This window comes from Nocardioides sp. (assembly GCF_041600255.1).
Taxonomy (GTDB): Bacteria; Actinomycetota; Actinomycetes; order Propionibacteriales; family Nocardioidaceae; genus Nocardioides.
In genome coordinates this window covers 13,320-34,283 of the sequence record NZ_JBFIKK010000017.1, presented here as the reverse complement: position 1 = coordinate 34,283, position 20,964 = coordinate 13,320, and the positions used below count along the sequence as shown (strand labels likewise).

At 69.5% G+C, this 20,964-nt stretch carries 23 protein-coding genes; 4 read left to right on the top strand and 19 right to left on the bottom strand.

Annotation, left to right across the window (positions count from 1 at the left end; genetic code table 11):
- From ABZE72_RS03845 to ABZE72_RS03835, 3 genes are all read right to left on the bottom strand, one after another.
- On the bottom strand, positions 1-264 hold a 264-nt coding region (locus tag ABZE72_RS03845), incomplete at its 3' end, for a hypothetical protein (protein WP_372727693.1).
- Entirely contained in the window at positions 261-1,442 is a 1,182-nt protein-coding gene (locus tag ABZE72_RS03840) for a hypothetical protein (protein ID WP_372727692.1), read from the bottom strand. The genes ABZE72_RS03845 and ABZE72_RS03840, both read right to left, overlap by 4 nt.
- A gap of 179 nt (positions 1,443-1,621) precedes the next feature.
- Entirely contained in the window at positions 1,622-2,524 is a 903-nt protein-coding gene (locus ABZE72_RS03835; RefSeq protein ID WP_372727691.1) for an FAD-dependent oxidoreductase, read from the bottom strand.
- Between the two features lie 86 nt (positions 2,525-2,610).
- On the opposite strand from ABZE72_RS03835, the gene ABZE72_RS03830 reads away from it, so the two are divergent.
- The 3 genes from ABZE72_RS03830 to ABZE72_RS03820 all read left to right on the top strand — a co-directional run bounded on the left by ABZE72_RS03830 (position 2,611) and on the right by ABZE72_RS03820 (position 6,186).
- On the top strand, positions 2,611-4,473 hold the full coding sequence (locus tag ABZE72_RS03830; RefSeq protein ID WP_372727690.1) for a right-handed parallel beta-helix repeat-containing protein: 1,863 nt from the start codon (positions 2,611-2,613) through the stop codon (positions 4,471-4,473).
- Positions 4,463-5,017, top strand: coding sequence for a hypothetical protein (locus tag ABZE72_RS03825; protein WP_372727689.1), 555 nt, complete (start codon positions 4,463-4,465; stop codon positions 5,015-5,017). Before ABZE72_RS03830 ends, ABZE72_RS03825 begins: the two co-directional genes overlap by 11 nt.
- An 89-nt stretch (positions 5,018-5,106) precedes the next feature.
- Complete coding sequence (locus ABZE72_RS03820; protein ID WP_372727688.1) at positions 5,107-6,186, top strand: alpha/beta fold hydrolase; 1,080 nt, start codon at positions 5,107-5,109, stop codon at positions 6,184-6,186.
- A gap of 206 nt (positions 6,187-6,392) precedes the next feature.
- Here ABZE72_RS03820 and ABZE72_RS03815 read toward each other — a convergent pair whose 3' ends face one another.
- Complete coding sequence (locus tag ABZE72_RS03815; protein WP_372727687.1) at positions 6,393-8,420, bottom strand: protein meaA; 2,028 nt, start codon at positions 8,418-8,420, stop codon at positions 6,393-6,395.
- 88 nt (positions 8,421-8,508) lie between these two features.
- On the bottom strand, positions 8,509-8,817 hold the full coding sequence (locus tag ABZE72_RS03810) for an STAS domain-containing protein (protein WP_372727686.1): 309 nt from the start codon (positions 8,815-8,817) through the stop codon (positions 8,509-8,511).
- A 133-nt stretch (positions 8,818-8,950) separates the two neighbouring features.
- Between ABZE72_RS03810 and ABZE72_RS03805 the strand changes: the two genes are divergently transcribed.
- On the top strand, positions 8,951-9,529 hold the full coding sequence (locus tag ABZE72_RS03805) for a cob(I)yrinic acid a,c-diamide adenosyltransferase (RefSeq protein ID WP_372727685.1): 579 nt from the start codon (positions 8,951-8,953) through the stop codon (positions 9,527-9,529).
- Here the strand turns inward: ABZE72_RS03805 and ABZE72_RS03800 are convergent.
- The 14 genes from ABZE72_RS03800 to ABZE72_RS03735 all read right to left on the bottom strand — a co-directional run bounded on the left by ABZE72_RS03800 (position 9,456) and on the right by ABZE72_RS03735 (position 20,933).
- Positions 9,456-10,718 carry an MFS transporter gene (locus tag ABZE72_RS03800; RefSeq protein ID WP_372727684.1) on the bottom strand — a complete coding sequence of 421 codons (1,263 nt, stop codon included), beginning with the start codon at positions 10,716-10,718 and terminating at the stop codon, positions 9,456-9,458. The genes ABZE72_RS03805 and ABZE72_RS03800 overlap by 74 nt on opposite strands.
- Complete coding sequence (locus tag ABZE72_RS03795) at positions 10,715-11,155, bottom strand: DUF2550 domain-containing protein (RefSeq protein WP_372727683.1); 441 nt, start codon at positions 11,153-11,155, stop codon at positions 10,715-10,717. The genes ABZE72_RS03800 and ABZE72_RS03795 overlap by 4 nt, the downstream gene beginning before the upstream one ends.
- A 78-nt stretch (positions 11,156-11,233) precedes the next feature.
- Entirely contained in the window at positions 11,234-11,626 is a 393-nt protein-coding gene (locus tag ABZE72_RS03790) for a F0F1 ATP synthase subunit epsilon (protein ID WP_372727682.1), read from the bottom strand.
- A complete protein-coding gene (atpD, locus tag ABZE72_RS03785; RefSeq protein ID WP_372727681.1) occupies positions 11,626-13,083 on the bottom strand; it encodes a F0F1 ATP synthase subunit beta in 1,458 nt (485 codons plus the stop codon). The genes ABZE72_RS03790 and atpD overlap by 1 nt, the downstream gene beginning before the upstream one ends.
- A 5-nt stretch (positions 13,084-13,088) precedes the next feature.
- The gene (locus ABZE72_RS03780; RefSeq protein ID WP_372727680.1) at positions 13,089-14,021 is read right to left on the bottom strand and encodes a F0F1 ATP synthase subunit gamma; all 933 of its coding nucleotides are present in this window, start codon (positions 14,019-14,021) and stop codon (positions 13,089-13,091) included.
- Positions 14,022-14,024: 3 nt separating this feature from the next.
- On the bottom strand, positions 14,025-15,665 hold the full coding sequence (gene atpA, locus ABZE72_RS03775; protein WP_372727679.1) for a F0F1 ATP synthase subunit alpha: 1,641 nt from the start codon (positions 15,663-15,665) through the stop codon (positions 14,025-14,027).
- A gap of 59 nt (positions 15,666-15,724) precedes the next feature.
- Positions 15,725-16,534, bottom strand: coding sequence for a F0F1 ATP synthase subunit delta (locus ABZE72_RS03770; protein ID WP_372727678.1), 810 nt, complete (start codon positions 16,532-16,534; stop codon positions 15,725-15,727).
- The gene (locus ABZE72_RS03765; protein WP_372727677.1) at positions 16,534-17,082 is read right to left on the bottom strand and encodes a F0F1 ATP synthase subunit B; all 549 of its coding nucleotides are present in this window, start codon (positions 17,080-17,082) and stop codon (positions 16,534-16,536) included. Before ABZE72_RS03765 ends, ABZE72_RS03770 begins: the two co-directional genes overlap by 1 nt.
- Before the next feature lie 48 nt (positions 17,083-17,130).
- Positions 17,131-17,319 (bottom strand): ATP synthase F0 subunit C, encoded by a 189-nt coding sequence (atpE, locus tag ABZE72_RS03760; protein WP_372727695.1) that lies wholly within the window; start codon positions 17,317-17,319, stop codon positions 17,131-17,133.
- An 88-nt stretch (positions 17,320-17,407) separates the two neighbouring features.
- Positions 17,408-18,235: a F0F1 ATP synthase subunit A gene (gene atpB / locus ABZE72_RS03755; protein ID WP_372727676.1), complete on the bottom strand. Its 828-nt coding sequence runs from the start codon at positions 18,233-18,235 to the stop codon at positions 17,408-17,410.
- 28 nt (positions 18,236-18,263) lie between these two features.
- Positions 18,264-18,506 (bottom strand): AtpZ/AtpI family protein, encoded by a 243-nt coding sequence (locus ABZE72_RS03750; RefSeq protein ID WP_372727675.1) that lies wholly within the window; start codon positions 18,504-18,506, stop codon positions 18,264-18,266.
- A 30-nt stretch (positions 18,507-18,536) separates the two neighbouring features.
- Positions 18,537-19,031: a hypothetical protein gene (locus ABZE72_RS03745; protein ID WP_372727674.1), complete on the bottom strand. Its 495-nt coding sequence runs from the start codon at positions 19,029-19,031 to the stop codon at positions 18,537-18,539.
- A gap of 53 nt (positions 19,032-19,084) precedes the next feature.
- Positions 19,085-20,266, bottom strand: coding sequence for a glycosyltransferase family 4 protein (locus ABZE72_RS03740; protein ID WP_372727673.1), 1,182 nt, complete (start codon positions 20,264-20,266; stop codon positions 19,085-19,087).
- Positions 20,267-20,270: 4 nt separating this feature from the next.
- Complete coding sequence (locus tag ABZE72_RS03735; protein ID WP_372727672.1) at positions 20,271-20,933, bottom strand: L-threonylcarbamoyladenylate synthase; 663 nt, start codon at positions 20,931-20,933, stop codon at positions 20,271-20,273.
- Between the last annotated feature and the right edge of the window lie 31 nt (positions 20,934-20,964).

Genomic DNA, 20,964 nt, shown 5'->3' with positions numbered 1-20,964 from the left:
GTCGCCGGAGCCGTCGCCGCCGAAGCCGCCGTCGCCGGAGCCGTCGCCACCGAAGCCACCGTCGCCGGAGCCGTCGCCACCGAAGCCACCGTCGCCGGAGCCGTCGCCGCCGAAGCCTCCGTCGCCGCCCGTGCCGGAGCCGGACTGGATGCCGCCGCCGGCGTACATCGTGTTGACGCCGGCCTTCTGGCCGCAGCCGGCTGTGACCGTCAGGGAAAGGGCGAAGGCGAGCGCCACCACACGGCGCGTCGTCAGGGACTTCATCGGGCAACCTCCGCCGAGGAGAAGCCGCGGCTCTCGCGCAGGCGGTCGAGCGCACGGCTCACCCCACGACGGTTCGCTGCGGGGCTGGGGCGGCCGTTGGGGCCGAGGGCCAGCATCATCAAGTAGGCCAGGCCCAGGACGAGCGGAAGCATCAGGAAACTCACCTTCGGAAGACCGGAGTACCACGCGATGTTGGCCGCGACCGGGGTGATCCCCGCGTCGATGCCCTGGTCGTCTCCATTCGACGACCCACCGTTGTTCATGCCACCCGACGCCGAGCCGTCCAGGTCGGGCGAACCACCGAGGTCGCCGCCCGTGTCACCGCCACCCAGCGAACCGCCGAGGTCGCCGCCCGAGTCGCCGCCGCTGCCGCCGGAGCCGCCGAAGGAGCCGCCGCCGGTGTTGCCGCCCGAACTCCCCGAGCCCCCGGAGGAGCCCCCGGAGGAGCCGCCGGAGCCGCCGGAGCCGCCGTCTTCGCCGCCGCCCTCGGGAGCCTTGGTGCGGACGTCGATGCCGATGCCTTCGGTCTTGGTGCCCTCAAAGGCTACGTCGAAGGACGAGGGCGCGCTGGCCTTCTCGACCAGAACGACGGACGGGGAGCCGAAGAAGTCCTCGGAGAGCCACTCCGACGCCAGGTCGGTCAGGTCGAAGGTCCACAGCCCGGTGGGCTGACGCACCCCCGCCACCTCGGACTGCTTGCAGTCGTAGGTGGGCTTGTTCTTCCAGGCCGCGCCGTTGCCGTCGGCCCAGAAGACCTCGGTGACCGGGCAGGCGACGACCGCGGCCGCCGAGGCACCGAGGCTCGCGCCCGGAGCCTTCGACTCGCGCAGGACGAGCTGGAACTTCTTCAGCGTCGAGCCGGCCTCGGCTTCGAAGCTGAACTCGAGCGCGGAGAGCTTGGAGGCCTCCCCCAGCACCGCGGCGACGGGCATCGTCCCGGCCGGGGAGTTCGGCGCCGGTGGCTGGGGTGCCGCGAGCACGTTGGTGTCCGGCGGCGGCTCGTTGGCCACGTACCACCAGCCGGTCTTGATCACGGTGGCGCCGCGCATCGTGCCGGGCTCCACGTCGGGCTCGGCCTCCTTCAGCGCGCGCTTCTGCTTCAGCGCCAGCTTGCGGGCCTGCTTGCGGGTCAGGCCGTCATCCGCGGTGGACGCGTCGTCGGACGCGGTCGAGCTCACGGAAGGGGCGCCGAGGCCGGTGGCCTCGGGGTCAGCCGCATGGCCGACCCCTGGCAACGCACAGGTCAGCAGGGCCGGCAGCACCGGTAGGACAAGCCATCGCACGGACACGGGTCTCCTCGAGGAATCAGGGGTTTCCTGACCCCAAAAACGACTCGGGCCCCATCTGGTTACGCCAGTCACACGACTGTCAAGACCACTTCTTCCGCACAGCCCCAGCTCAGCGTCACTCCGGCGCCGCCGTGCCCGTAGCAGTGCACCACGTCTCCTGAGCGTTCGAGCCGGACCTCCGGCCGGACCGGCCGCAGACCGACCCTGTGATGAAGGACACGGGCCCCGTGCAGCTGTGGCACCAGGCGCTCGGCCCGGGCCAGGATCGCGGCCGCGGTCGCCGGTGAGGGGGTCCGCTCCCACTCGCCCTCGTCGGCGGTGCCCCCCACGACGATGTCGCGCGTGCGCGGCACCACGTACGTCGGGCCGTCACTGTGCAGCCACCAGTGCTCGAGCCCGCACTGCTCGAGCACCAGGACCTGGCCGCGCACCGGTCCCACGCTCGGGTCGGAGGCCAGTCGCCGCGCCCCGAGGCCGGCACAGTCGACCACCACGTCGGCGCCGCTCGGGAGCGCGCCGAGGTGCAGCCGGGTGATCGTGCCGCCGAGCTCCTGGACCCGGCCAGCCAGCCAGACCAGGTAGACCGGCATCTCGACGACCGGCGTGCGGAACGACCAGCCGTCGCGGAATCCCGCGGGCAGCTCTGAGACCCGCTCGAGGTTCGCAACGGCCGAGCGCCACCAGGGATCGGTCTGCGGGTCGGTGAAGACCTCGGTCCCCAGCACCATCCGGACCCCGGTGCGGGTGTCCTGCGACAGAGCGGCGAACACGTCGTACGACGTGGCGGCCCAGTCGGTCACCCGCCCCTGCGGCAGGGCACGGTAGGGGTACCAGATCGCCGCTGCCGTGGCGGAGGTCGTCTCCAGCGGCAGCTCTCGCGCGACCACGTCCACCCGGTGCCCGGCCTCGAGCAGCCGCACAGCGCAGGTCAGACCGATTACTCCCGCCCCCACGACCGTGATCCGCAGCATGGCCCACCTCCTGTGGGGACAGTCTGGACCACCACGTAACCCAGGTCACACGCCCTCGTTGATCGACCGACCCGAAAGGAACGTCGATGGCTCGCGTTGCCCGCATTCTCCTGACCCTGCTGGTGGCCCCGGGCCTGTCCGCCCTCGCGCTGACCGTCCCGGCATCCCCCGCCCAGGCCCACGAGGAGCGGCCGGCCGGGTTCCCCGACGAGACCGGGAAGCGCCCGAAGTTCCTGGGCTACGACAACGCCCGCCACCGGGTGGTGTGCCGGCCGAACAGCGCGAAGCGGATCAAGGCGATGCCCCCGGGCCGGGCGAAGCAACGCAGCCGTCGGATGCTCGACGAGTGCCGGTTCGGCTCAATCCAGACCGCCATCGACTCCATCAAGCGCCGGCGCACCTCGATCTACGTCCTGCCCGGGACCTACCACGAGAAGAAGTACGCCCGCGACAAGCGCAGCTACTACTGCTCGCACCTGGAGACCGAGTCCAAGGACGCGCTCCTGTCGGCGGAGTACATCGGCAGCCTCTCCTCCCCCGACACCGGAGCACAGGAGGGCACGAACGGGGAGTCCAACCCGATCGCCCTGTCCTACGCCGACCAGCGCCGGTGTCCGCACAACCTCAACCTGATCGCCGTCTTCGGCGACCGCACCCCGCGCAACGACTCCATCTCGTGCGACAGCAAGTTCTGCGGCACCCAGATCGTCGGCACCGGCCGGCGCAGCCTGGACGTCATCATCGACAACCGGTTCTCCAAGCTCAACGGCATCCGGATCGACCGGGGCGGTGGGGCCTACGTCCGCAACCTGACGGTGCAGCAGTCGGAGTTCAACGCCATCTACGTGCTGGAGACCGACGGCTTCGTGATCGACCGCGTCCTGACCCGCGGCAACGACGAGTACGGGATCCTCGCGTTCGCCTCCGACCACGGCCTGATCCAGAACTCCGAGGCCTACTTCAACGGGGACTCCGGCATCTACCCCGGCTCCGGCGCGGACCTGAATGCGGACAACCCGAACTTCGAGGTCACCCGCTACGCCATCGAGATCCGCAACAACAGCAGCCACGACAACGCGCTCGGCTACTCCGGCACCGCCGGGAACTCGATCTGGGCGCACCACAACGACTTCTACGACAACGCCACCGGCATCGCCACGGACTCGTTGTTCCCCGGACACCCGGGGCTCCCGCAGGACCACGCGCGGTGGAACCACAACCGGGTCTTCTCGAACAACTCGAACTACTACACCGAGTTCGTCGACACCGGGATCTGTGCGAAGCCGATGGCCGAGCGCGGGTACCTGGACGGCACCGTCTGCCCGGTCATCCCGGTCCCGGTGGGCACCGGGGTGCTGATCGCCGGCGGCAACTTCAACTCCACCGACCACAACTGGATCTACGACAACTGGCGCTACGGGACCATGCAGCTGTGGGTGCCGGCCGCCTTGCGCGACGACTACGACCCGCGTCACATGTACGACACCTCCAACCACAACCGGACGTTCAAGAACAAGTTCGGGATCAGCCCCTCCGGTCGTGAGCGCCCCAACGGGATGGACCACTGGTGGGACGACCAGGGCAACGGCAACTGCTGGGAGGACAACGAGTACGCCGGCGGCAAGCGCACCGACAACTTCACCTTCCCGGTGCCCTCCTGCGCGGACGGCGGCTCGGTCTTCACGCCCGGCGCGTTCGTGAAGGACGCCGGATTCCTGTCGTGCGTCGAGTACGACCGCAACGACCCCGACTGGCGGCACCCGCCCGGCTGCTCCTGGTTCGACAGTCCGTCGAGGCCCGGGCCCCGCGCCGCAGCTGCGGCACCGGTCTCCGCACCGACGTCGGCGCCGGCGACGAGCGGCATGGCGTTGGCCGCCACTCCCCTGGCGACAGCCGTCACCGGCCTGCTCCTGCTGGCCGGCCTGCGTCGGCGGCAGCGTGCTGCGTAGGGCGCTGCTGCTCGTCGCCCTGTTCGCACTCGTCCTGGGCGGCGGCTTCGTCGTCGCCGCCCGTCAGGCGCCGACCCTCTCGACCGCGACCCCGGTGGAGGTGGCCGGCACCGAGGCCTCGGCCGTCTTCACGATCGGCGACCGAACGGTGCGCCAGGTGCGGTACGCCGACGGCGGCACCCTGCGCTACACGTTCCGGCTGACCAACCGGGGACGCCTCCCGGTGACGGTGCGCGGTCTCGCCGCGGACCAGCCCGACCCGCGCCTGTTCACCTATGTCGCCCTGACCGGGGCCGACGGCGAACGCGACGTACGCCTCGGGGCCGGCGAGGACGCTGCGGTGACCCTGTCGCTGGCGATGGGCGGCTGCGAGTCGCTCTCGGCCCGGGCCGGGTCGTTCGTCACCGAGGTGTCGGTCCGCACCGAGCAGGCCGGCTTCGTCGACCACGACGTGGTGCTCACGCTTCCCGAGCAGATCCACACCGGGTCGCCGCGTGAGGCCTTCTGCCCGCGCTCGACCGCCACCTCGCGCCCGCCGGGGTGAAGATCACACCTCCGCCGGTTGGGTGACCTACCGACGGTATGCCATGCTGACTCCTGTCTTATTGACACTTTTTCAACAGGAGCTCCCGCGTGAAGCACACCGTCGTACGTCTCGCCCTCGTGACTCTGGTCGCCACCCTGCTCGCCGGCGTCCCGGCAACCTCGGCGTCCGCAGGCACCGCGACCACCGCGACCACCGCCGAGCGCGGCTCGCGCGTGATCACCCGCACGGTCGAGTTCCAGGTCGTCAACACGAACGCCACCCGGGTGGCCTGCGAGGCCGACCAGCAGGCCTACCGGGTCCGGGCCCGGATCGTGGGGCCCCGCCGCGAGGTGCTGAGCCCCGACGCGCCCCGGATCAACGTGCTGGTGCACGGCCTCGCGACCGGGTCCTGGTTCTGGAACCTGCGCTCGAAGCGATCGTTCGACTACGCCACCCAGCTCGCCCGGCGCGGTGAGACCTCCGTGGTGATCGACCGTCTCGGCTACGGCGCGAGCACCCTGCCCAACGGCGACGACACCTGCCTCGGCGCGCAGGCCGACATGCTCCACCAGATCGTTCAGAAGCTGTACTCCGGCCTGTACGTCTACCCCGGTCGCCCGGGGATCGATCCTCCGAAGGCCCAGCACGTGGTGCTGCACGGCCACGGCGTCGGTGCCGCGATCGCGCAGGTCGAGTCCGCCACCTTCCAGGACGTCGACGGACTGGTGCTGATGTCGTGGGCGGACGCCGGCTCCTCACAGCGTGCCGTCGAGGAGGCCCGGCAGACCTCGCAGCTGTGTGCCACCGGGGACGACTACGCCCGCTACGGCCAGACCAACCGCGAGTTCCGTGAGCTGCTCTTCGCCACCGCCCCCGCCGGGGTCCAGCGCAAAGCCGCCCGACTGCACGCGGCCAACCCCTGTGGGGACGCGCTGAGCCTGAGCCAGATGCTGGCCGGGTCGGAGGCCCTGGCCGACGAGATCAAGGAGCCGGTGCTGCTGATGTACGGCGGCAAGGACGTCCTGATCCGTGACGGGGCGGCCCAGGACCAGGCCGACTCGTACTCCGCCGCGGAGTCGGTCACCCTGCGGACCATCGCCGGGGCCGGCAGCGCGCTGCCGCTGGAACGGACCGCCGGGAAGACCCAGCGCCAGGTCGTCCGCTGGCTGCGCTCCACCTTCAACTGAGCCACGGGTGGTCGGCGCCGGCGAGGTCGCCCACCCCGTACTCGCGCAGGCCCTCGCGAGCCGGGACGTCGACACCGAGGACCGCAGCGGCGATCTCCGCGGCGCCGTCGTCGCAGACCAGGTCGGTCTCGTACTCAGCCTCACCGTGGCGCGCAACGATGACCCGGGTCGGGCACTGCAGGTTGCTCTCGGCCGAGGCCAGCCACTCAGGTCAGGTCGTTGGCCTCACGGATCACGTCGACGATGCCGTCCATGATCGCGGTCAGTCCGAAGTCCTTCGGCGTGTAGACCGCCGCGACGCCCAGCTCCCGCAGTCGTCGACCGTCTGACTCGGGGATGATCCCGCCGACGATGACCGGGACGTCGCCCATCCCAGCCTCGCGCAGACCGTCGAGCACGTCCGGCACCAGCTCCATGTGCGAGCCGGAGAGGATCGAGAGCCCGACGCAGTGCACGTCCTCGGCCACAGCCGCGGAGACGATCTGTGCGGGCGTCAGCCGGATCCCCTGGTAGATGACCTCGAAACCGGCATCGCGGGCGCGGACAGCGACCTGCTCGGCACCGTTGGAGTGCCCGTCGAGACCGGGCTTGCCGACCAGCAGGCGCAGGCGACCACCCAGCTCCTCCCCGGTGGCGCGCACGCGTTCGCGTACGGCCGTCAGCTCGGCGCCGGCCTCCGCCACACCCACCGCCCCACTGACCCCGGTCGGAGCACGGAACTCGCCGAACACCTCGCGCAGGGTGGCGGCCCACTCCCCCGTGGTGGCGCCCGCACGGGCTGCCTCCAGGGTCGCGGCCATCAGGTTGGTGTCGGTCTTGGCGTCGGCGGCCAGCCTCGCGAGCGCAGCCGTGACCGCCTCCTCGTCGCGCTGGGCCTTCCACTCCTGCACCGATCGCAGCGCCGACTCCTCGGCCTGCGGGTCGGCGGTCATGATCGCGCCGTCGAGGTCGGCGGTCAGCGGCGACGGCTCCGTGGTCTCGTAGATGTTGACCCCGACGATCTTCTCGTCGCCGGACTCGATGCGGCCACGGCGGGCGGCGTGGGCGGAGACCAGGGCCTGCTTCATGTAGCCGGACTCGACGGCGGCGATGGCGCCACCGAGCGCCTGGACCCGGTCGATCTCGGCACGGGCGCCCTCGACGAGCTCCTGCACCTTGGCCTCGATCACTGTCGAGCCCTCGAAGATATCGTCGTACTCCAGCAGGTCGGACTCGAAGGCGAGCACCTGCTGCAGCCGCAGCGACCACTGTTGGTCCCACGGCCGTGGCAGGCCGAGGGCCTCGTTCCAGGCCGGGAGCTGTACGGCGCGGGCGCGGGCGTTCTTGGAGAGGGTGACGCCGAGCATCTCGAGGACGATGCGCTGGACGTTGTTCTCGGGCTGCGCCTCGGTCAGGCCGAGGGAGTTGACCTGGACGCCGTAGCGGAAGCGCCGCATCTTCGGGTCCTGGACGCCGTAGCGCTCACGGGTGATCTCGTCCCAGAGCTGGACGAACGCCCGCATCTTGCAGGTCTCCTCGACGAAGCGGACACCCGCGTTGACGAAGAAGGAGATCCGACCGACGACCTTCTCGAAGTCCTCCTCCGAGACCTGGCCCGAGGCCTGCACCTGGTCGAGCACCGCGATCGCCGTGGTCAAGGCGTAGGCGAGCTCCTGCGTCGGCGTGGCCCCGGCCTCCTGCAGGTGGTAGCTGCAGATGTTGATCGGGTTCCACTTGGGGATCTGGTGGACGGTGTAGGAGATCATGTCGCTGATCAGGCGCAGGGAGTGCTCGGGCGGGAAGACGTAGGTCCCCCGGGAGAGGTACTCCTTGATGATGTCGTTCTGGGTGGTCCCCGCGAGCTGGGCGGCGACCTCCTCGGGGGCGAGGTCCGGGTTCTGCTCCTCGGCCACCACCTGGTACATCGCCAGCAGCCACATCGCGGTGGCGTTGATCGTCATCGAGGTGTTCATCTCGGTCAGCGGGATCTGGTCGAAGAGCCGACGCATCTCGCCGAGGTGGGGAACCGGGACGCCGACCTTGCCCACCTCACCGCGCGAGAGCGGCGAGTCGGGGTCGTACCCCGTCTGGGTCGGCAGGTCGAAGGCGACCGACAGTCCGGTCTGTCCCTTGGCGAGGTTGGTGCGGTAGAGCGCGTTCGACGCCGCGGCCGTGGAGTGGCCGGCATAGGTGCGCATCACCCACGGGCGATCCTTGGTGGGACGGTCGACGCTGCTGCTGTCCTGCTCGGTCATGGAGCGAGCGTAGAACGTGACCTACTCAGAAGTAATACGTCTCGGTGTGGGATGTCCGACACCGAGACCCCGACCGAGGGCACTCGGTTCAGGCGTTGGCGGTCTGCCGCTCGATCTCGACGACCCGAATCAGCCGCGAGATGTGCAGCATCCGGCGCACCGCGGGCCCGCAGCCGCGCAGCCGCAGGTGCCGACCGGAGCGGCTCGCCTCACGGGTGGCCATCGCCAGCACCTTGAGCGCGGTCACGTCCACCGCCGTCACCCGCGACAGGTCGACGAAGACGTCCTGTCGGTTCCCCTGGAGATGGGCGTACAGCGCCTTGCGCACCTCCCACGTGCTGCGCACGTCGAAGTCGCCGGTCAGAACCAGGGTCGGACCCTCAGTGCTGATGTCCATGGCGTTCCCTCCCGCCGGGCCCCCGAGACGGCCCGGATGTCCGGTGTGATGCTTCCTCGTACCCACTATGACGCGAGTCACCGGCATTCGGTTGCACCATCGGCCCACCATTCGAGACAGATACCCTCGAGCCATGGTCAACCTCACCCGGATCTACACCCGCACCGGCGATGCCGGCGAGACCCGTCTCGGCGACATGAGCCTCACCACCAAGACCGATCTGCGGCTCCAGGCCTATGCAGACGTGGACGAGGCGAACGCCCAGATCGGACTGGCGCTGGCGACCGGGGGTCTCGAGGAGGACGTGGTCGCCGTGCTGACCCGGATCCAGAACGATCTCTTCGACGTGGGGGCGGACTTCTGCACCCCCGTGGTCGAGGCGCCCGAGTTCCCGCCGCTGCGCATCGAGCAGGAGTACGTCGACCGGCTCGAGCGCTGGTGCGACCAGTACAACGAGGAGCTGCCGAACCTCCGCTCCTTCATCCTCAACGGAGGGACCCCGGGGGGCGCTCTGCTCCATGTCGCGCGCACCGTCGTCCGTCGCGCCGAACGGTCGGCGTGGGCGGCGCACGCCGAGCACGCGGAGACGATGAACGTCCTGGCGATCACCTACCTGAACCGGCTCTCCGACCTGCTGTTCATCCTGGCCCGGTACGCGAACCGCGCCGCGGGCGACGTGCTCTGGGTGCCCGGCGGTGAGCGCACGCAGTGAGGAACGAACGGAGGGCGTGAACCGCCCAACCAACCCGGCGGTGAGCGTACGCGGTGGGCGGGACCGCGAGCTGGACCGCGGCCAGCCCCATCAGGGCGGCGACGGCCAGCAGTGAGGGCAGGGTGCCCACCCGGTCCCCGAGCTGACCCAGCACGGGCGGTCCCGCCAGGAACGCCCCGTAGCCGATCGTGGAGACCACGCTGACGCGGGCGGCCGCCCGCACCGGGTCGGTGGCAGCGGCGCTCATCCCCACGGGGAACCCCAGCGCCGCACCGCACCCCCAGAGCACGATGCCGATGACGACGAGCGCGACGTGCCCACCCAGGACGACCAGGACGATCCCGGCGGCGGCACTGATCGCGGTCCCGAGCAGGACCGTGCGCCGCCCGTGCCGGTCCAGCAGCCTCGGCCCGACGAGTCGTGCCGTGGTCATGGTGGTGACGAACAGGCCGAACCCGGCCACCCCCGCCCAGTGCGGGGCGCCGTACCCGTCGATGAGGGCCAGCGCCAGCCAGTCGTTGGCCGACCCCTCGAGGACGGCGAAGCTGAGCACCATCACGCCGAGGGCCAGGGTGCGGGGCTCGCGCCACGCCGAGCGACGTACCTGCGGCTGCGCGGCGGGGGCGACGGGCAGGAAGGCGTGCGCGGCGCGCACCACCCCGGCCAGCGCCAGCACACCGACCACGCCGAGGTGCAGGAGCACGGACAGCTCCAGGGCCAGCACGAGGACCCCCACGGCTGCGCCACCGATGGTGCCCAGACTCCAGCCGGCGTGGAAGCGCGGCATGATCGTCCGCCGGAGCCGGCGTTCCACCTCGGCGGCCTCGACGTTCATGGCGACGTCCCACACCCCGTTCCCCAGGCCGTAGACCAGGAGGCCGATCGCCGTCAGGGGCACCGAGGCGGCCAGGGTGACTCCCGCGCCGGCCAGCAGCAGGCCGGCGGCAGAGGCCAAGCCACCGAGTCGTACGACGGTCCGCGCAGAGGTGGCCTCGATCAGCCGGCCGCTGGCGGGCAGCCCGATCAGCGATCCGGCCGCCAGGACGAGGAGCAGCAGGCCCAGTTCACCGTTGTCGAGGCCGAGTCGGGCCCGGAGGTCGGGGATCCGGGTGACCAGCGTGGCGAAGCCGAGACCGTTGAGGCCGAAGACCAGTGCGACGGCGTTGCGTGCCTGGAGGTCCGTACTCACCGCACCCGTGGTGAGCCGGGCGGCCCGGACTCCAGCCAGGACTGGAAGCCCATCAGGGACGAGGGGCCCATGGCCAGCTCGACGGGACCGGCGTCGCTCTCGCAGACGAGCACGACGTGGTCGGGGTAGAGCGAGATCTGTTCAGCGCCCTCGACCTCCCGGCGTCCGGCGTAGGAGAGCTCGGAACGAGCCCAGCTGCGCTTGGGGCGGGGCGAGAGGGAGAAGATCCGGAACCACTCGAGGCGGTCCCCGGAGTAGCGGCCGAGGCCGAGAAGCCAACCGCGCCCGGCCCTGGAGGACCGGACGCGGTAGCTGACTTCGAAGGTGCCGCCGTGCCGGGAGAGCGCACGTCGGCGGATGATCAGGCCGAGGCCGTAGAGGAGGACCAGGAGGAGCAGTACACCAGCGGTGTCGAGCACCCACTGCCAGACCGCCATCGGGAACCCTCCGTCACCGCCGCGCCCACCACGACGTTGCACACCCTAGCGGCCACGGCCAACGGTGATCGGTGGGGGTCAGGAGGCGCGTTCGACGGCGCGGACCCGGGCCTCGGCACGACGGACGGCCTCGGCCGCCTCGTCGTTGTTCTCGCCTGCGGCCTGGGCACGCTCCAGCTCGTGACGAGCCTTCTCCAGGTCGATCTCGTGCGACATCTCAGCGCGCTCGGCCAGGATCGAGATGCGGTTGTCGGCCACGGACAGGAAGCCCGCGTCGACGGCCGCGATCCAGGTCTCCCCCTCCACCGTCTGGACGTCGACGACGCCCTCGACGAGGAGGGAGAGCAGCGGGGCGTGACCCGGCAGGATCCCGACGTCACCCTCGGTGGTGCGGGCGATGACCATGCTGGCCTCGCCCGACCACACGAGCCGGTCCGCTGCGACGAGCTCGACCTGCAGCTGGTCGGCCATCACAGGTTCTTCTGCATCGCGGCCCACTTGGCCTCGACGTCGTCGAGCCCGCCGCACATGAAGAAGGCCTGCTCGGCGACGTGGTCGTACTCACCCTCGGCGATCTTGTTGAACGCCTCGATGGTGTCGGCCACGGGAACCGTCGAACCCTCGATGCCGGTGAACTGCTTGGCGACGTAGGTGTTCTGCGACAGGAACCGCTGGATACGACGCGCACGGGACACGATGATCTTGTCCTCTTCGGAGAGCTCGTCGACACCGAGGATCGCGATGATGTCCTGGAGCTCCTTGTTGCGCTGCAGGATCCGCTTGACGCGGATCGCGCAGTCGTAGTGCGCCTGCCCGATGTACTGGGCGTCCAGGATCCGCGACGTCGACGTGAGCGGGTCCACGGCGGGGTAGATGCCCTGCGAGGCGATGTCACGCGACAGCTCGGTGGTGGCGTCCAGGTGGGCGAACGTCGTGGCCGGAGCGGGGTCGGTGTAGTCGTCGGCGGGGACGTAGATCGCCTGCAGCGAGGTGATCGAGTTACCGCGCGTCGAGGTGATCCGCTCCTGCAGCTGACCCATCTCGTCGGCCAGGTTGGGCTGGTAACCCACCGCGGACGGCATCCGGCCGAGCAGGGTGGAGACCTCGGAACCCGCCTGGGTGAACCGGAAGATGTTGTCGATGAAGAGCAGCACGTCCTGGTTCTGCACGTCGCGGAAGTACTCCGCCATCGTCAGCGCCGAGAGGGCCACGCGCAGACGCGTGCCCGGCGGCTCGTCCATCTGACCGAAGACCAGGGCGGTCTGACCGAGAACGCCGGCCTCCTCCATCTCGGCGATGAGGTCGTTGCCCTCACGGGTGCGCTCACCGACACCGGCGAACACCGACACACCACCGTGGTCCTTGGCGACACGCGCGATCATCTCCTGGATGAGCACGGTCTTGCCGACACCGGCACCACCGAACAGGCCGATCTTGCCGCCCTGCACGTACGGGGTGAGCAGGTCGATGACCTTGATCCCGGTCTCGAACATCTCGGTCTTGGACTCGAGCTGGTCGAAGGCGGGCGCCTTGCGGTGGATGCCCCAGCGCTCGTTGACCTCGAAGGTCTCGCCGGGAGCGAGGTTGAGCACGTCGCCGGTCGCGTTGAACACGCGGCCCTTGGTGACGTCGCCGACGGGGACGGTGATCGACTCACCGGTGTCGATGACGCTCGCGCCGCGGACCAGGCCGTCGGTGGACTGCATCGAGATCGCCCGGACCATGCCGTCGCCGATGTGCAGCGCGACCTCGAGGATCAGGGTCTTCTTCTCGCCGCTCAGCTCGAGGTCGACCTCGAGCTTGTTGTACATCTCCGGCATCGCGTCCACGGGGAACTCGACGTCGACCACGGGGCCGGTGACCCTCGCGACGCGGCCGGTGCTTCCCGCGCCCGAGGCCTTCTGGGTCTCTTCAACAGTGGCAGTCATATCTCTCACTCATTCCCGGCGTTCGCGTCGGCCAGCGCGTTGACGCCACCGACGATCTCGCTGATTTCCTGGGTAATGCCGGCCTGGCGGGCTTGGTTGGCGATGCGGGTGTACTTCTTGATGAGCTCGTCGGCGTTGTCCGTGGCCGACTTCATCGCCTTCTGACGGGCAGCGAGCTCGGAAGCCGCGGCCTGGAGGTGGGCGAAGAAGATGCGGGACTGGACGTAGCGCGGCAGCAGCGAGTCGAGGACGTCGGCAGGCGACGGCTCGAACTCGTACAACGGGAGCACGTCGTCGGGCGAAGGAGCCTCGGTGCCCTCGACGACCTCGAGCGGCAGCAGCCGGATCGTGGTCGGCTCCTGCACCAGCATCGACTTGAAGCGCGTGTAGACCACGTGCACCTCGTCGACGCCCTGCGGGGCACCCTCCTGCGACTCCGACTCGTCGTCGCCGAGGAAGGCCGCGATCAGCGTGGCGCCGATGTCGCTCGCGACGTCGTACGACGGCTGGTCGGAGAAGCCCGTCCAGGACTGGACGACGGGACGCTGGCGGAAGCGGAAGTACGCCTCGCCCTTGCGCCCGGAGATGTAGAGGTCGACCTCCTTGCCCTCCTCCTTGAGCTTCTCAACGAGGCGTTCGGCCTCCTTGATCACGTTCGAGGAGTAGGCCCCCGCCAGGCCGCGGTCGCTGGTGACGACCAGGATCGCGGCACGGCGCGGGTTCTCGGGCTCGGTGGTCAGGGCGTGCTCGACGTTGGAGAACGTCGCCACGGCCGAGACCGCTCGGGTCAGCTCACGGGCGTACGGCGCTGCCGCCTGGGCCCGCTGCTGCGCCTTGATGATCCGGGACGCAGCGATGAGCTCCATGGCGCGCGTGATCTTCTTCATCGACTCCGTCGACTTGATCCGCGCGCGGTACTCACGCAGCGAGAGAGCCATGGGTCAGCTCCGCTTCTGCTTGACGATCTGCTCCTGCTCGACGTCCTCGTCCTCGAGCGCGACGTACTCCTCGTGACCGACCTTGATCGAGCCACCGTCGGAGGTCTCGAACTGGTCGAGGAAGGAGTCGTAGGCCTTCTCCAGCGCCTGCTCGGTGCCCTCCTCGAACTTGAGGGTCTCGCGGATCGTGGAGAGCGTCTCGGCGTGCGAGCGACGCAGGAAGTCCAGGAACTCGGTCTCGAAGCGCAGCACGTCGTCGGTGGGCACCTTGTCCAGGCGACCGGAGGTGCCGAGCCACAGCGAGACCGTCATCTCCTCGACCGGGTACGGCGAGTAGGCGGGCTGCTTGAGCAGGGCCATCAGGCGCTGACCGCGGTCGAGCTGCTGACGCGAGGCGGCGTCGAGGTCCGAGGCGAACATGGCGAACGCCTCCATGGCGCGGAACTGCGCCAGGTCGACCTTGAGCGAACCGGTGACGGCCTTCATCGCCTTGGTCATCGCCGCGCCACCGACACGGGAGACCGAGACACCGACGTCGATGGCCGGACGCTGGTTGGCCGCGAACAGGTCGGACTGCAGGAAGATCTGACCGTCGGTGATCGAGATGACGTTGGTCGGGATGAACGCCGAGACGTCGTTGGCCTTGGTCTCGATGATCGGCAGACCGGTCATCGAGCCGGAGCCCATCTCCTCGTTCAGCTTCGCGCAACGCTCGAGCAGACGCGAGTGCAGGTAGAAGACGTCGCCCGGGTACGCCTCGCGGCCCGGCGGGCGGCGCAGCAGCAGCGACACGGCGCGGTACGCCTCGGCCTGCTTGGTCAGGTCGTCGAACACGATGAGGACGTGCTTGCCCTCGTACATCCAGTGCTGGCCGATGGCCGAGCCGGTGTAGGGGGCGAGGTACTTGAAGCCGGCCGAGTCGGAGGCCGGGGACGCCACGATGGTGGTGTACTCCAGCGCGCCGGACTCCTCGAGGGCGCCACGCACGGAGGCGATGGTCGAGCCCTTCTGACCGATGGCGACGTAGATGCAGCGCACCTGCTTCGACGGGTCACCGGAGTCCCAGTACTGCTTCTGGTTGATGATCGTGTCGATCGCGACCGTGGTCTTGCCGGTGGCGCGGTCACCGATGATCAGCTGGCGCTGACCACGACCGATCGGGGTCAGGGCGTCGATCGCCTTGATCCCGGTGGCCAGGGGCTCGTGCACCGACTTGCGCTGGACGACCGAGGGCGCCTGCGTCTCGAGGTTGCGGCGGCCGGTGGTCTCGATGTCGCCGAGACCGTCGATCGGGTTGCCGAGCGGGTCGACGACGCGACCGAGGTAACCGTCACCGACGGGCACCGAGAGGACCTCGCCGGTGCGACGCACCGTCTGGCCCTCCTCGATCTTGTCGAAGTCACCCAGGACGACGACACCGATCTCGCGGGTGTCGAGGTTCAGGGCGAGGCCCAGCGTGCCGTCCTCGAACTCGAGCAGCTCGTTGGCCATGGCCGAGGGCAGGCCGCTCACGCGGGCGATGCCGTCGCCGGCCTCGGCCACGGTGCCGACCTCTTCGCGGCTCGCGGTGTCGGGCTTGTAGTCCGACACGAAGCGCTGCAGCGCGTCACGGATCTCGTCCGGACGGATCGAAAGCTCCGTCATCACTCTTCCTTCTGTTAAGTCTGCTCGGTTCGGTTCAGGTCTGAGGCGTTGGCCGGCGGTCAGCCGACAAGCTTGCGGCGGGCATCGTCAAGACGCCCCGAGACGGTGCCGTCGATGATGTCGTCACCGATCTCGACGCGCATGCCGCCGATCACCTCCGGTGACACCACGACGTTCAGGTGCACCGACCGGCCGTACTGACGAGTCAGTGCGTCGGTCAGTCGCTGGAGCTCGGAGTCGGAGAGGTCCTTGGCCACACGAACGGTGGCCACTCCCTCGCCGTACACCTCGGCGGCGATCTGCTGGTAGGCCTTGAGCGCCACACCCACCGTACGGTGCGACCCGGCGATGGACTGCTGGGCCAGCTGGAGGGTGGAGCTCAGGGCCTTGCCGTCGAGGAGCCCCTGCAGGAGTGCGCGCTTGTCCTCGTCCGACCGCGCAGGGTCGGAGAGGGCGTCACGCAGCTCGGGGGTGTCCTTGACCAGCTGGCCGACGGCGAACAGCTCGTCGGCGAGGCGACCGGAGTCGCTCCCCGCCGAACGCACCGTCGCCTCGACACCGATGTGCTCGAGAGCGTCACCGAGGTCGCGACCGGCGGTCCACCGACGGGAGGCCGCGTCAGCGACCAGCCCGAGGGCGGCGTCGTCGATCTTGCCGGCCAGGATGTCGCGGACGAGGGCCGACTTGGCCTCCCCGGCCACCGACACGTCCGTGAGGACACGTCGAAGGCTCGGCTCGCGACGCAGGATGGCGGCGACCGAGAAGAGGTCCTCCCCCACCTTCGCGGCATCGACGGAGCCGGAGACCACGGTCTTCAGCTCCTCCGAGATCGCTGCGAAGGCGTCGGCGGACGTTCCCCGGAAGGTCATCAGCTGACCCCACCCGGTGCTGCTTCGAGCTCCTCGAGGAAGCGCTCGACCACGCGGCTCTGGCGAGCCTCGTCGTCCAGGCTCTCCCCGACGATGCGACCGGCCAGGCCGGTCGCGAGCGAGCCGACCTCGGCACGGAGCGAGGTGACCGCCTGCTGGCGCTCGGCCTCGATCTGGGCCTTGCCGTGCTCGACGATGCGCTGAGCCTCGGCCTGGGCCTGCTCACGCATCTCGGTCACGATCTGGGCGCCCTGCTCGCGAGCTTCCTCACGAATCCGGGCGGCCTCGTGCCGGGCGTCGCCCAGCCGCTTCTCGAGCTCGGCGAGCTTGGCGTCGGCCTCCGCCTGCTTGGTCTCAGCGGCTGCCAACCCTCCCTCGATCGCCTTGGTTCGATCGGCGAAGGTCGTCTCGAACGCGGGAGCGACGAACTTCTTCACGAGGAGGAAGAGCAGCCCGAACACGACGAGCGAGAGAACGATCTCGACCGGGTGCGGGATGAGGGGGTTGAGCCCCTCCTCCCCTGCCGCGAGGAGTGTCAAAGTCTGCATGGGCAGGTCCTTAATCCGGGTCCGACGACGTCAGCTGGACGACGCGGGTCAGCTGAGAACGAACGCGAGGGCGATACCGATGATCGCGAGCGCCTCGGCGAGCGCGAAGCCCAGGATGGCGATGGTCTGCAGGCGGCCCTGGGCCTCCGGCTGACGAGCAACACCGTTGATGTAGGCGGCGAAGATCAGACCGATACCAACACCGGGGCCGATGGCTGCGAGGCCGTAGCCGATCATGTTGAGCGAGCCGTTGATGTCACCGTTCACGGTGAGGATCCTTTCGATTGGTTCTTGCTACGGAGGTCGTGCGTGTTACGTGGAGCTCTCAGTGCTCGTCTGCCAGAGCACCTGAGATGTACATGGCGTTCAGCAGGACGAAGACGTACGCCTGCAGGAACTGGATCAGGATCTCGAGGAACGCGATCGCGATGAAGAGGACCCAGGCGAGGATGCCGACGGGTGCGTACTGGATCGCCATCTCGGCCACGAGGTACTCGCCACCGAGGGCGAAGAGGATGAGCAGCAGGTGCCCGGCGAACATGTTCGCGAAGAGTCGCAGGGCCAGGGTGACCGGCCGCACGAGGATGTTCGACATGAACTCCAGCGGCACGATGAGCAGCAGGATCGGGCCACCGACGCCGGAGGGCAGCGACTGGTGCTTGATGTAGCCCATGAAGCCGTGCTTCTGGATGCCGACGCCGTTGTAGATGACCCAGCTGAGCAGCGCGAGCCCGTAGACCATCCCGGACCGCGACATCGTCGGGAACTGGATGAACGGGATCGTCGCGAAGAGGTTGTTGACCAGGATGAAGAAGAAGACGGTCACCAGGTACGGCACGAAGCGCTGGAAGTCGTGGCTGCCGAGGATGTCGCGCCCCATCGAGTTGCGCACGAAGCCGTAGGCCTCCTCCCCGACGAACTGGAGGCGGCCCGGCACCATCGCCCGCTTGCGCGAGGCGTAGTAGAAGAACGCGAAGACGATGACGCCGGCGAGAACCACCTGGATCATCGGCTTGGTCACGCCGAGGTACATCGTCTGGCCCAGGAACTCGAAAGTCCGGTCCGGCCCGATCGGCGGCAGATTGAAGTCGCCGGGGCCGGGAGGCGTGAAGGACTCGGACCCGAGGGCGGACGTCCCGATCAAACTCACCATGTCTCCTGTGTCTTCGGCATCAAACGACTCATGTGTTCTTGCTCTGCTCGGTCACTGGAGCGCGGAACCGCCGCCAGGTCATGAACATCCCGAGCCCAACCCCCAGCAGGATGCCGACCACCACGAAGAACGAGGTGTTCAGCCACCGGTCGAGGGCGAGGCCAATCCCGCCGTACAGCAGGACGCCCGCAACGAGATACCCGAAGGCCAGCCAAGGGTCCCCCTGCGGGGTGGTGCCCGGCTCAGCGTCCTGGGGTGTTCGCTCAGCCATCGCGCACCGGACAATAGCAGTCGTGGAGAGTCATCGTTCACTCCCCTCCGGGCCGGAGCCCGTCGTGGAGCCCAGGTCGTAGGCCGGGATGCGGCGCCGGGTCGCCAGGGCGACCTGGGCGGAGATCCAGACGAGAGCGCCGGCGATGATCGTGCCGCCCAGCCAGCGACGGTCGAGAGTGGAGTCGAGCAGGCCCGAGCCGGAGATCACGATGAAGACCAGGCCCATCATCAGTACCTGCAGCGCATAGGTCAGCACGGCGACCAGCAGGGCGGCGGAGGGCAGCAGTCCGGCGACGGCATTGACGACGAAGGAGCCGAACGCGAAGACGGTGAGCGCGATCAGGGCCCCGACCAGGGCACCGGCGGCGGCCGCTCCCCCGCTGACGACGGCTCCGAGCAGGGTGGCGAGGAGACCGATCACCAGCGTGGCGAGGGCCGCACCGAGGAGCACAGCGACGCCGCTCTCGCGGCGATCGTGCTTCGACTCGGTCGTCATCTTCGGCGGCCGTTCTGTGGGGGACATTTCGATCCGTGCGCGGGGCGGGCGAGCCGCGTCCCGAGCGCTCGTGAAAACTATCACAAGGTCTCGGGCGGGTCGAAACCACCCTCTTCGGACGGCGGCGCGAGCTCGTGCCGGTGTCGGTGCGGGGCGTGGATGATGGGCAGGACGAAGGTCAGCAGGACGGTCGCGGCCGCCATCGAGCCGAGCGTGATCCACATCCACCGGCCGGTGTAGAGGCTCAGGATCACCGTGCCGAAGGCCACCAGGCCTGCCCAGAGCCACATGATGAAGACCGCCCGACGCTGGGAGTGGCCGATCTCCAGCAGCCGGTGGTGCAGGTGCTGCTTGTCGGGGGCGAACGGCGAGCGCCCGGCCCGGGTGCGGCGCACGACGGCCAGGGTGAGGTCGAGCATCGGGACGATCAGGATCGAGATCGGCAGGAAGAGCGGGAGCAGGGTGGGCAGCAGGCTCGGCGAGGAGCTGTCCGCACCCTGGCTGAGCTCGGTGCCGGAGAACTGCCCGGTCAGCGTCAGCGCACTCGCGGAGAGGACCAGCCCGATCAGCATCGACCCGCTGTCGCCCATGAAGACCCGGGCAGGGTGGAAGTTGTGCGGCAGGAAGCCGATGCAGGCACCCGCGAGGGCAGCGCTGAGCAGCGCACCCGTGGTCGCCAGCGAGACCCCGTTGAGCGCGGCCAGCTGGTAGCAGAAGAGGAAGAAGGCGACGGCCCCGATGCCCACGACGCCGGCCGCCAGCCCGTCGAGCCCGTCGACGAAGTTCACGGCGTTGACGGTCGCCACCACCACGAACCCGGTCAGCAGGGCGCCCTGGGAGGCATCCAGCGAGAAGACGGTGTTGTTGTCCATCGGCAGGAAGACGTACTGGATCCCGAAGTAGACCAGCAGTCCCGCCGCGATCACCTGTCCCCCGAGCTTGGTGAGCGCGTCCAGCTCGAAGAGGTCGTCCAGGACGCCCACCGCGCAGATCAGGGCCCCGGCGACCAGCACGATCCCGGCGTCCCGGAAGACGAAGGGCCCGCTGAGGCTCAGGAAGGGCAGCTGGCGCGCCACCAGGTAGGCGGCGACCAGACCCCCGAGCATGGCCAGCCCTCCGAGGTACGGAATCGGCTCGTCGTGCACGTCCCGGTCGCGGACCGCGGCCACCGCCCCGGTGCGCAGCGCGATCTCCCGGGCCACCACGGTCAGCAGGTAGGTCACCGCTGCTGCGACGAGGAAGACCAGGACGTACTCGCGCACGAGGTCAGTCCTCGTCCGTCAGGGTGGCACCCAGTGGCTCGAGGACGGCGTTGAGCTCCTCCAGGGTGAGGGCACCACGGCGCAGCACGCGACCCTGCGCGCCGGTGACGTCGACGATGGTGGAGGCCACCGCGCCGGGCGACTCGCCCCCGTCGACGATCGCGGCGACGGCATCGCCCAGCATCTGCTCGGCCTGGTCGGCGTCGGTCGCCGCCGGCATGCCGGTCAGGTTCGCCGAACTCACCGCCAGCGGGCCAGTCCGGTCCAGGATCTCCAGGGCGACCTCGTGATCGGGCATCCGCACGGCCACCGTGCCGCGAGTGTCGCCGAGGTCCCACTGCAACGAGCTCTGCTGGCGGCAGACCAGCGTCAACGGCCCCGGCCAGAAGGCGTCCATCAGGGCGCGGGCGTAGCCGGGGATGTCGACGGCGAGGGCGTCGACCGTTGCGGCAGCACTCACCAGCACCGGCGGCGGCATCTCCCGCCCACGGCCCTTGGCCGCGAGCAGGCTGCGCACGGCGGCGGGGTCGAAGGCGTCCGCGGCGACGCCGTAGACGGTGTCGGTGGGCAGCACCACGAGCTCGCCGCGCTGAATGGCGAGACTGGCCGCCTCGATCGCGGTCTCCCGCTCCTCGTCGGTGCTGGTGGGGTAACGCTCGCTCGTCACGCGGTCCTTGCCTCCTGCTCGTCCGAAGCCG

Coding starts and splice junctions, on each gene's coding strand:
- ABZE72_RS03795 (WP_372727683.1), bottom strand. CDS start 11,155: ATGGCGGTCTGGCAGTGGGTGCTCGACACCGCTGGTGTACTGCTCCTC.
- ABZE72_RS03790 (WP_372727682.1), bottom strand. CDS start 11,626: ATGGCCGACCAGCTGCAGGTCGAGCTCGTCGCAGCGGACCGGCTCGTG.
- ABZE72_RS03770 (WP_372727678.1), bottom strand. CDS start 16,534: ATGACCTTCCGGGGAACGTCCGCCGACGCCTTCGCAGCGATCTCGGAG.
- ABZE72_RS03810 (WP_372727686.1), bottom strand. CDS start 8,817: ATGGACATCAGCACTGAGGGTCCGACCCTGGTTCTGACCGGCGACTTC.
- atpB (WP_372727676.1), bottom strand. CDS start 18,235: ATGGTGAGTTTGATCGGGACGTCCGCCCTCGGGTCCGAGTCCTTCACG.
- ABZE72_RS03780 (WP_372727680.1), bottom strand. CDS start 14,021: ATGGCTCTCTCGCTGCGTGAGTACCGCGCGCGGATCAAGTCGACGGAG.
- ABZE72_RS03765 (WP_372727677.1), bottom strand. CDS start 17,082: ATGCAGACTTTGACACTCCTCGCGGCAGGGGAGGAGGGGCTCAACCCC.
- ABZE72_RS03805 (WP_372727685.1), top strand. CDS start 8,951: ATGGTCAACCTCACCCGGATCTACACCCGCACCGGCGATGCCGGCGAG.
- ABZE72_RS03750 (WP_372727675.1), bottom strand. CDS start 18,506: ATGGCTGAGCGAACACCCCAGGACGCTGAGCCGGGCACCACCCCGCAG.
- atpA (WP_372727679.1), bottom strand. CDS start 15,665: ATGACGGAGCTTTCGATCCGTCCGGACGAGATCCGTGACGCGCTGCAG.
- ABZE72_RS03745 (WP_372727674.1), bottom strand. CDS start 19,031: ATGTCCCCCACAGAACGGCCGCCGAAGATGACGACCGAGTCGAAGCAC.
- ABZE72_RS03815 (WP_372727687.1), bottom strand. CDS start 8,420: ATGACCGAGCAGGACAGCAGCAGCGTCGACCGTCCCACCAAGGATCGC.
- ABZE72_RS03830 (WP_372727690.1), top strand. CDS start 2,611: ATGGCTCGCGTTGCCCGCATTCTCCTGACCCTGCTGGTGGCCCCGGGC.
- atpE (WP_372727695.1), bottom strand. CDS start 17,319: ATGATCGGCTACGGCCTCGCAGCCATCGGCCCCGGTGTTGGTATCGGT.
- atpD (WP_372727681.1), bottom strand. CDS start 13,083: ATGACTGCCACTGTTGAAGAGACCCAGAAGGCCTCGGGCGCGGGAAGC.
- ABZE72_RS03835 (WP_372727691.1), bottom strand. CDS start 2,524: ATGCTGCGGATCACGGTCGTGGGGGCGGGAGTAATCGGTCTGACCTGC.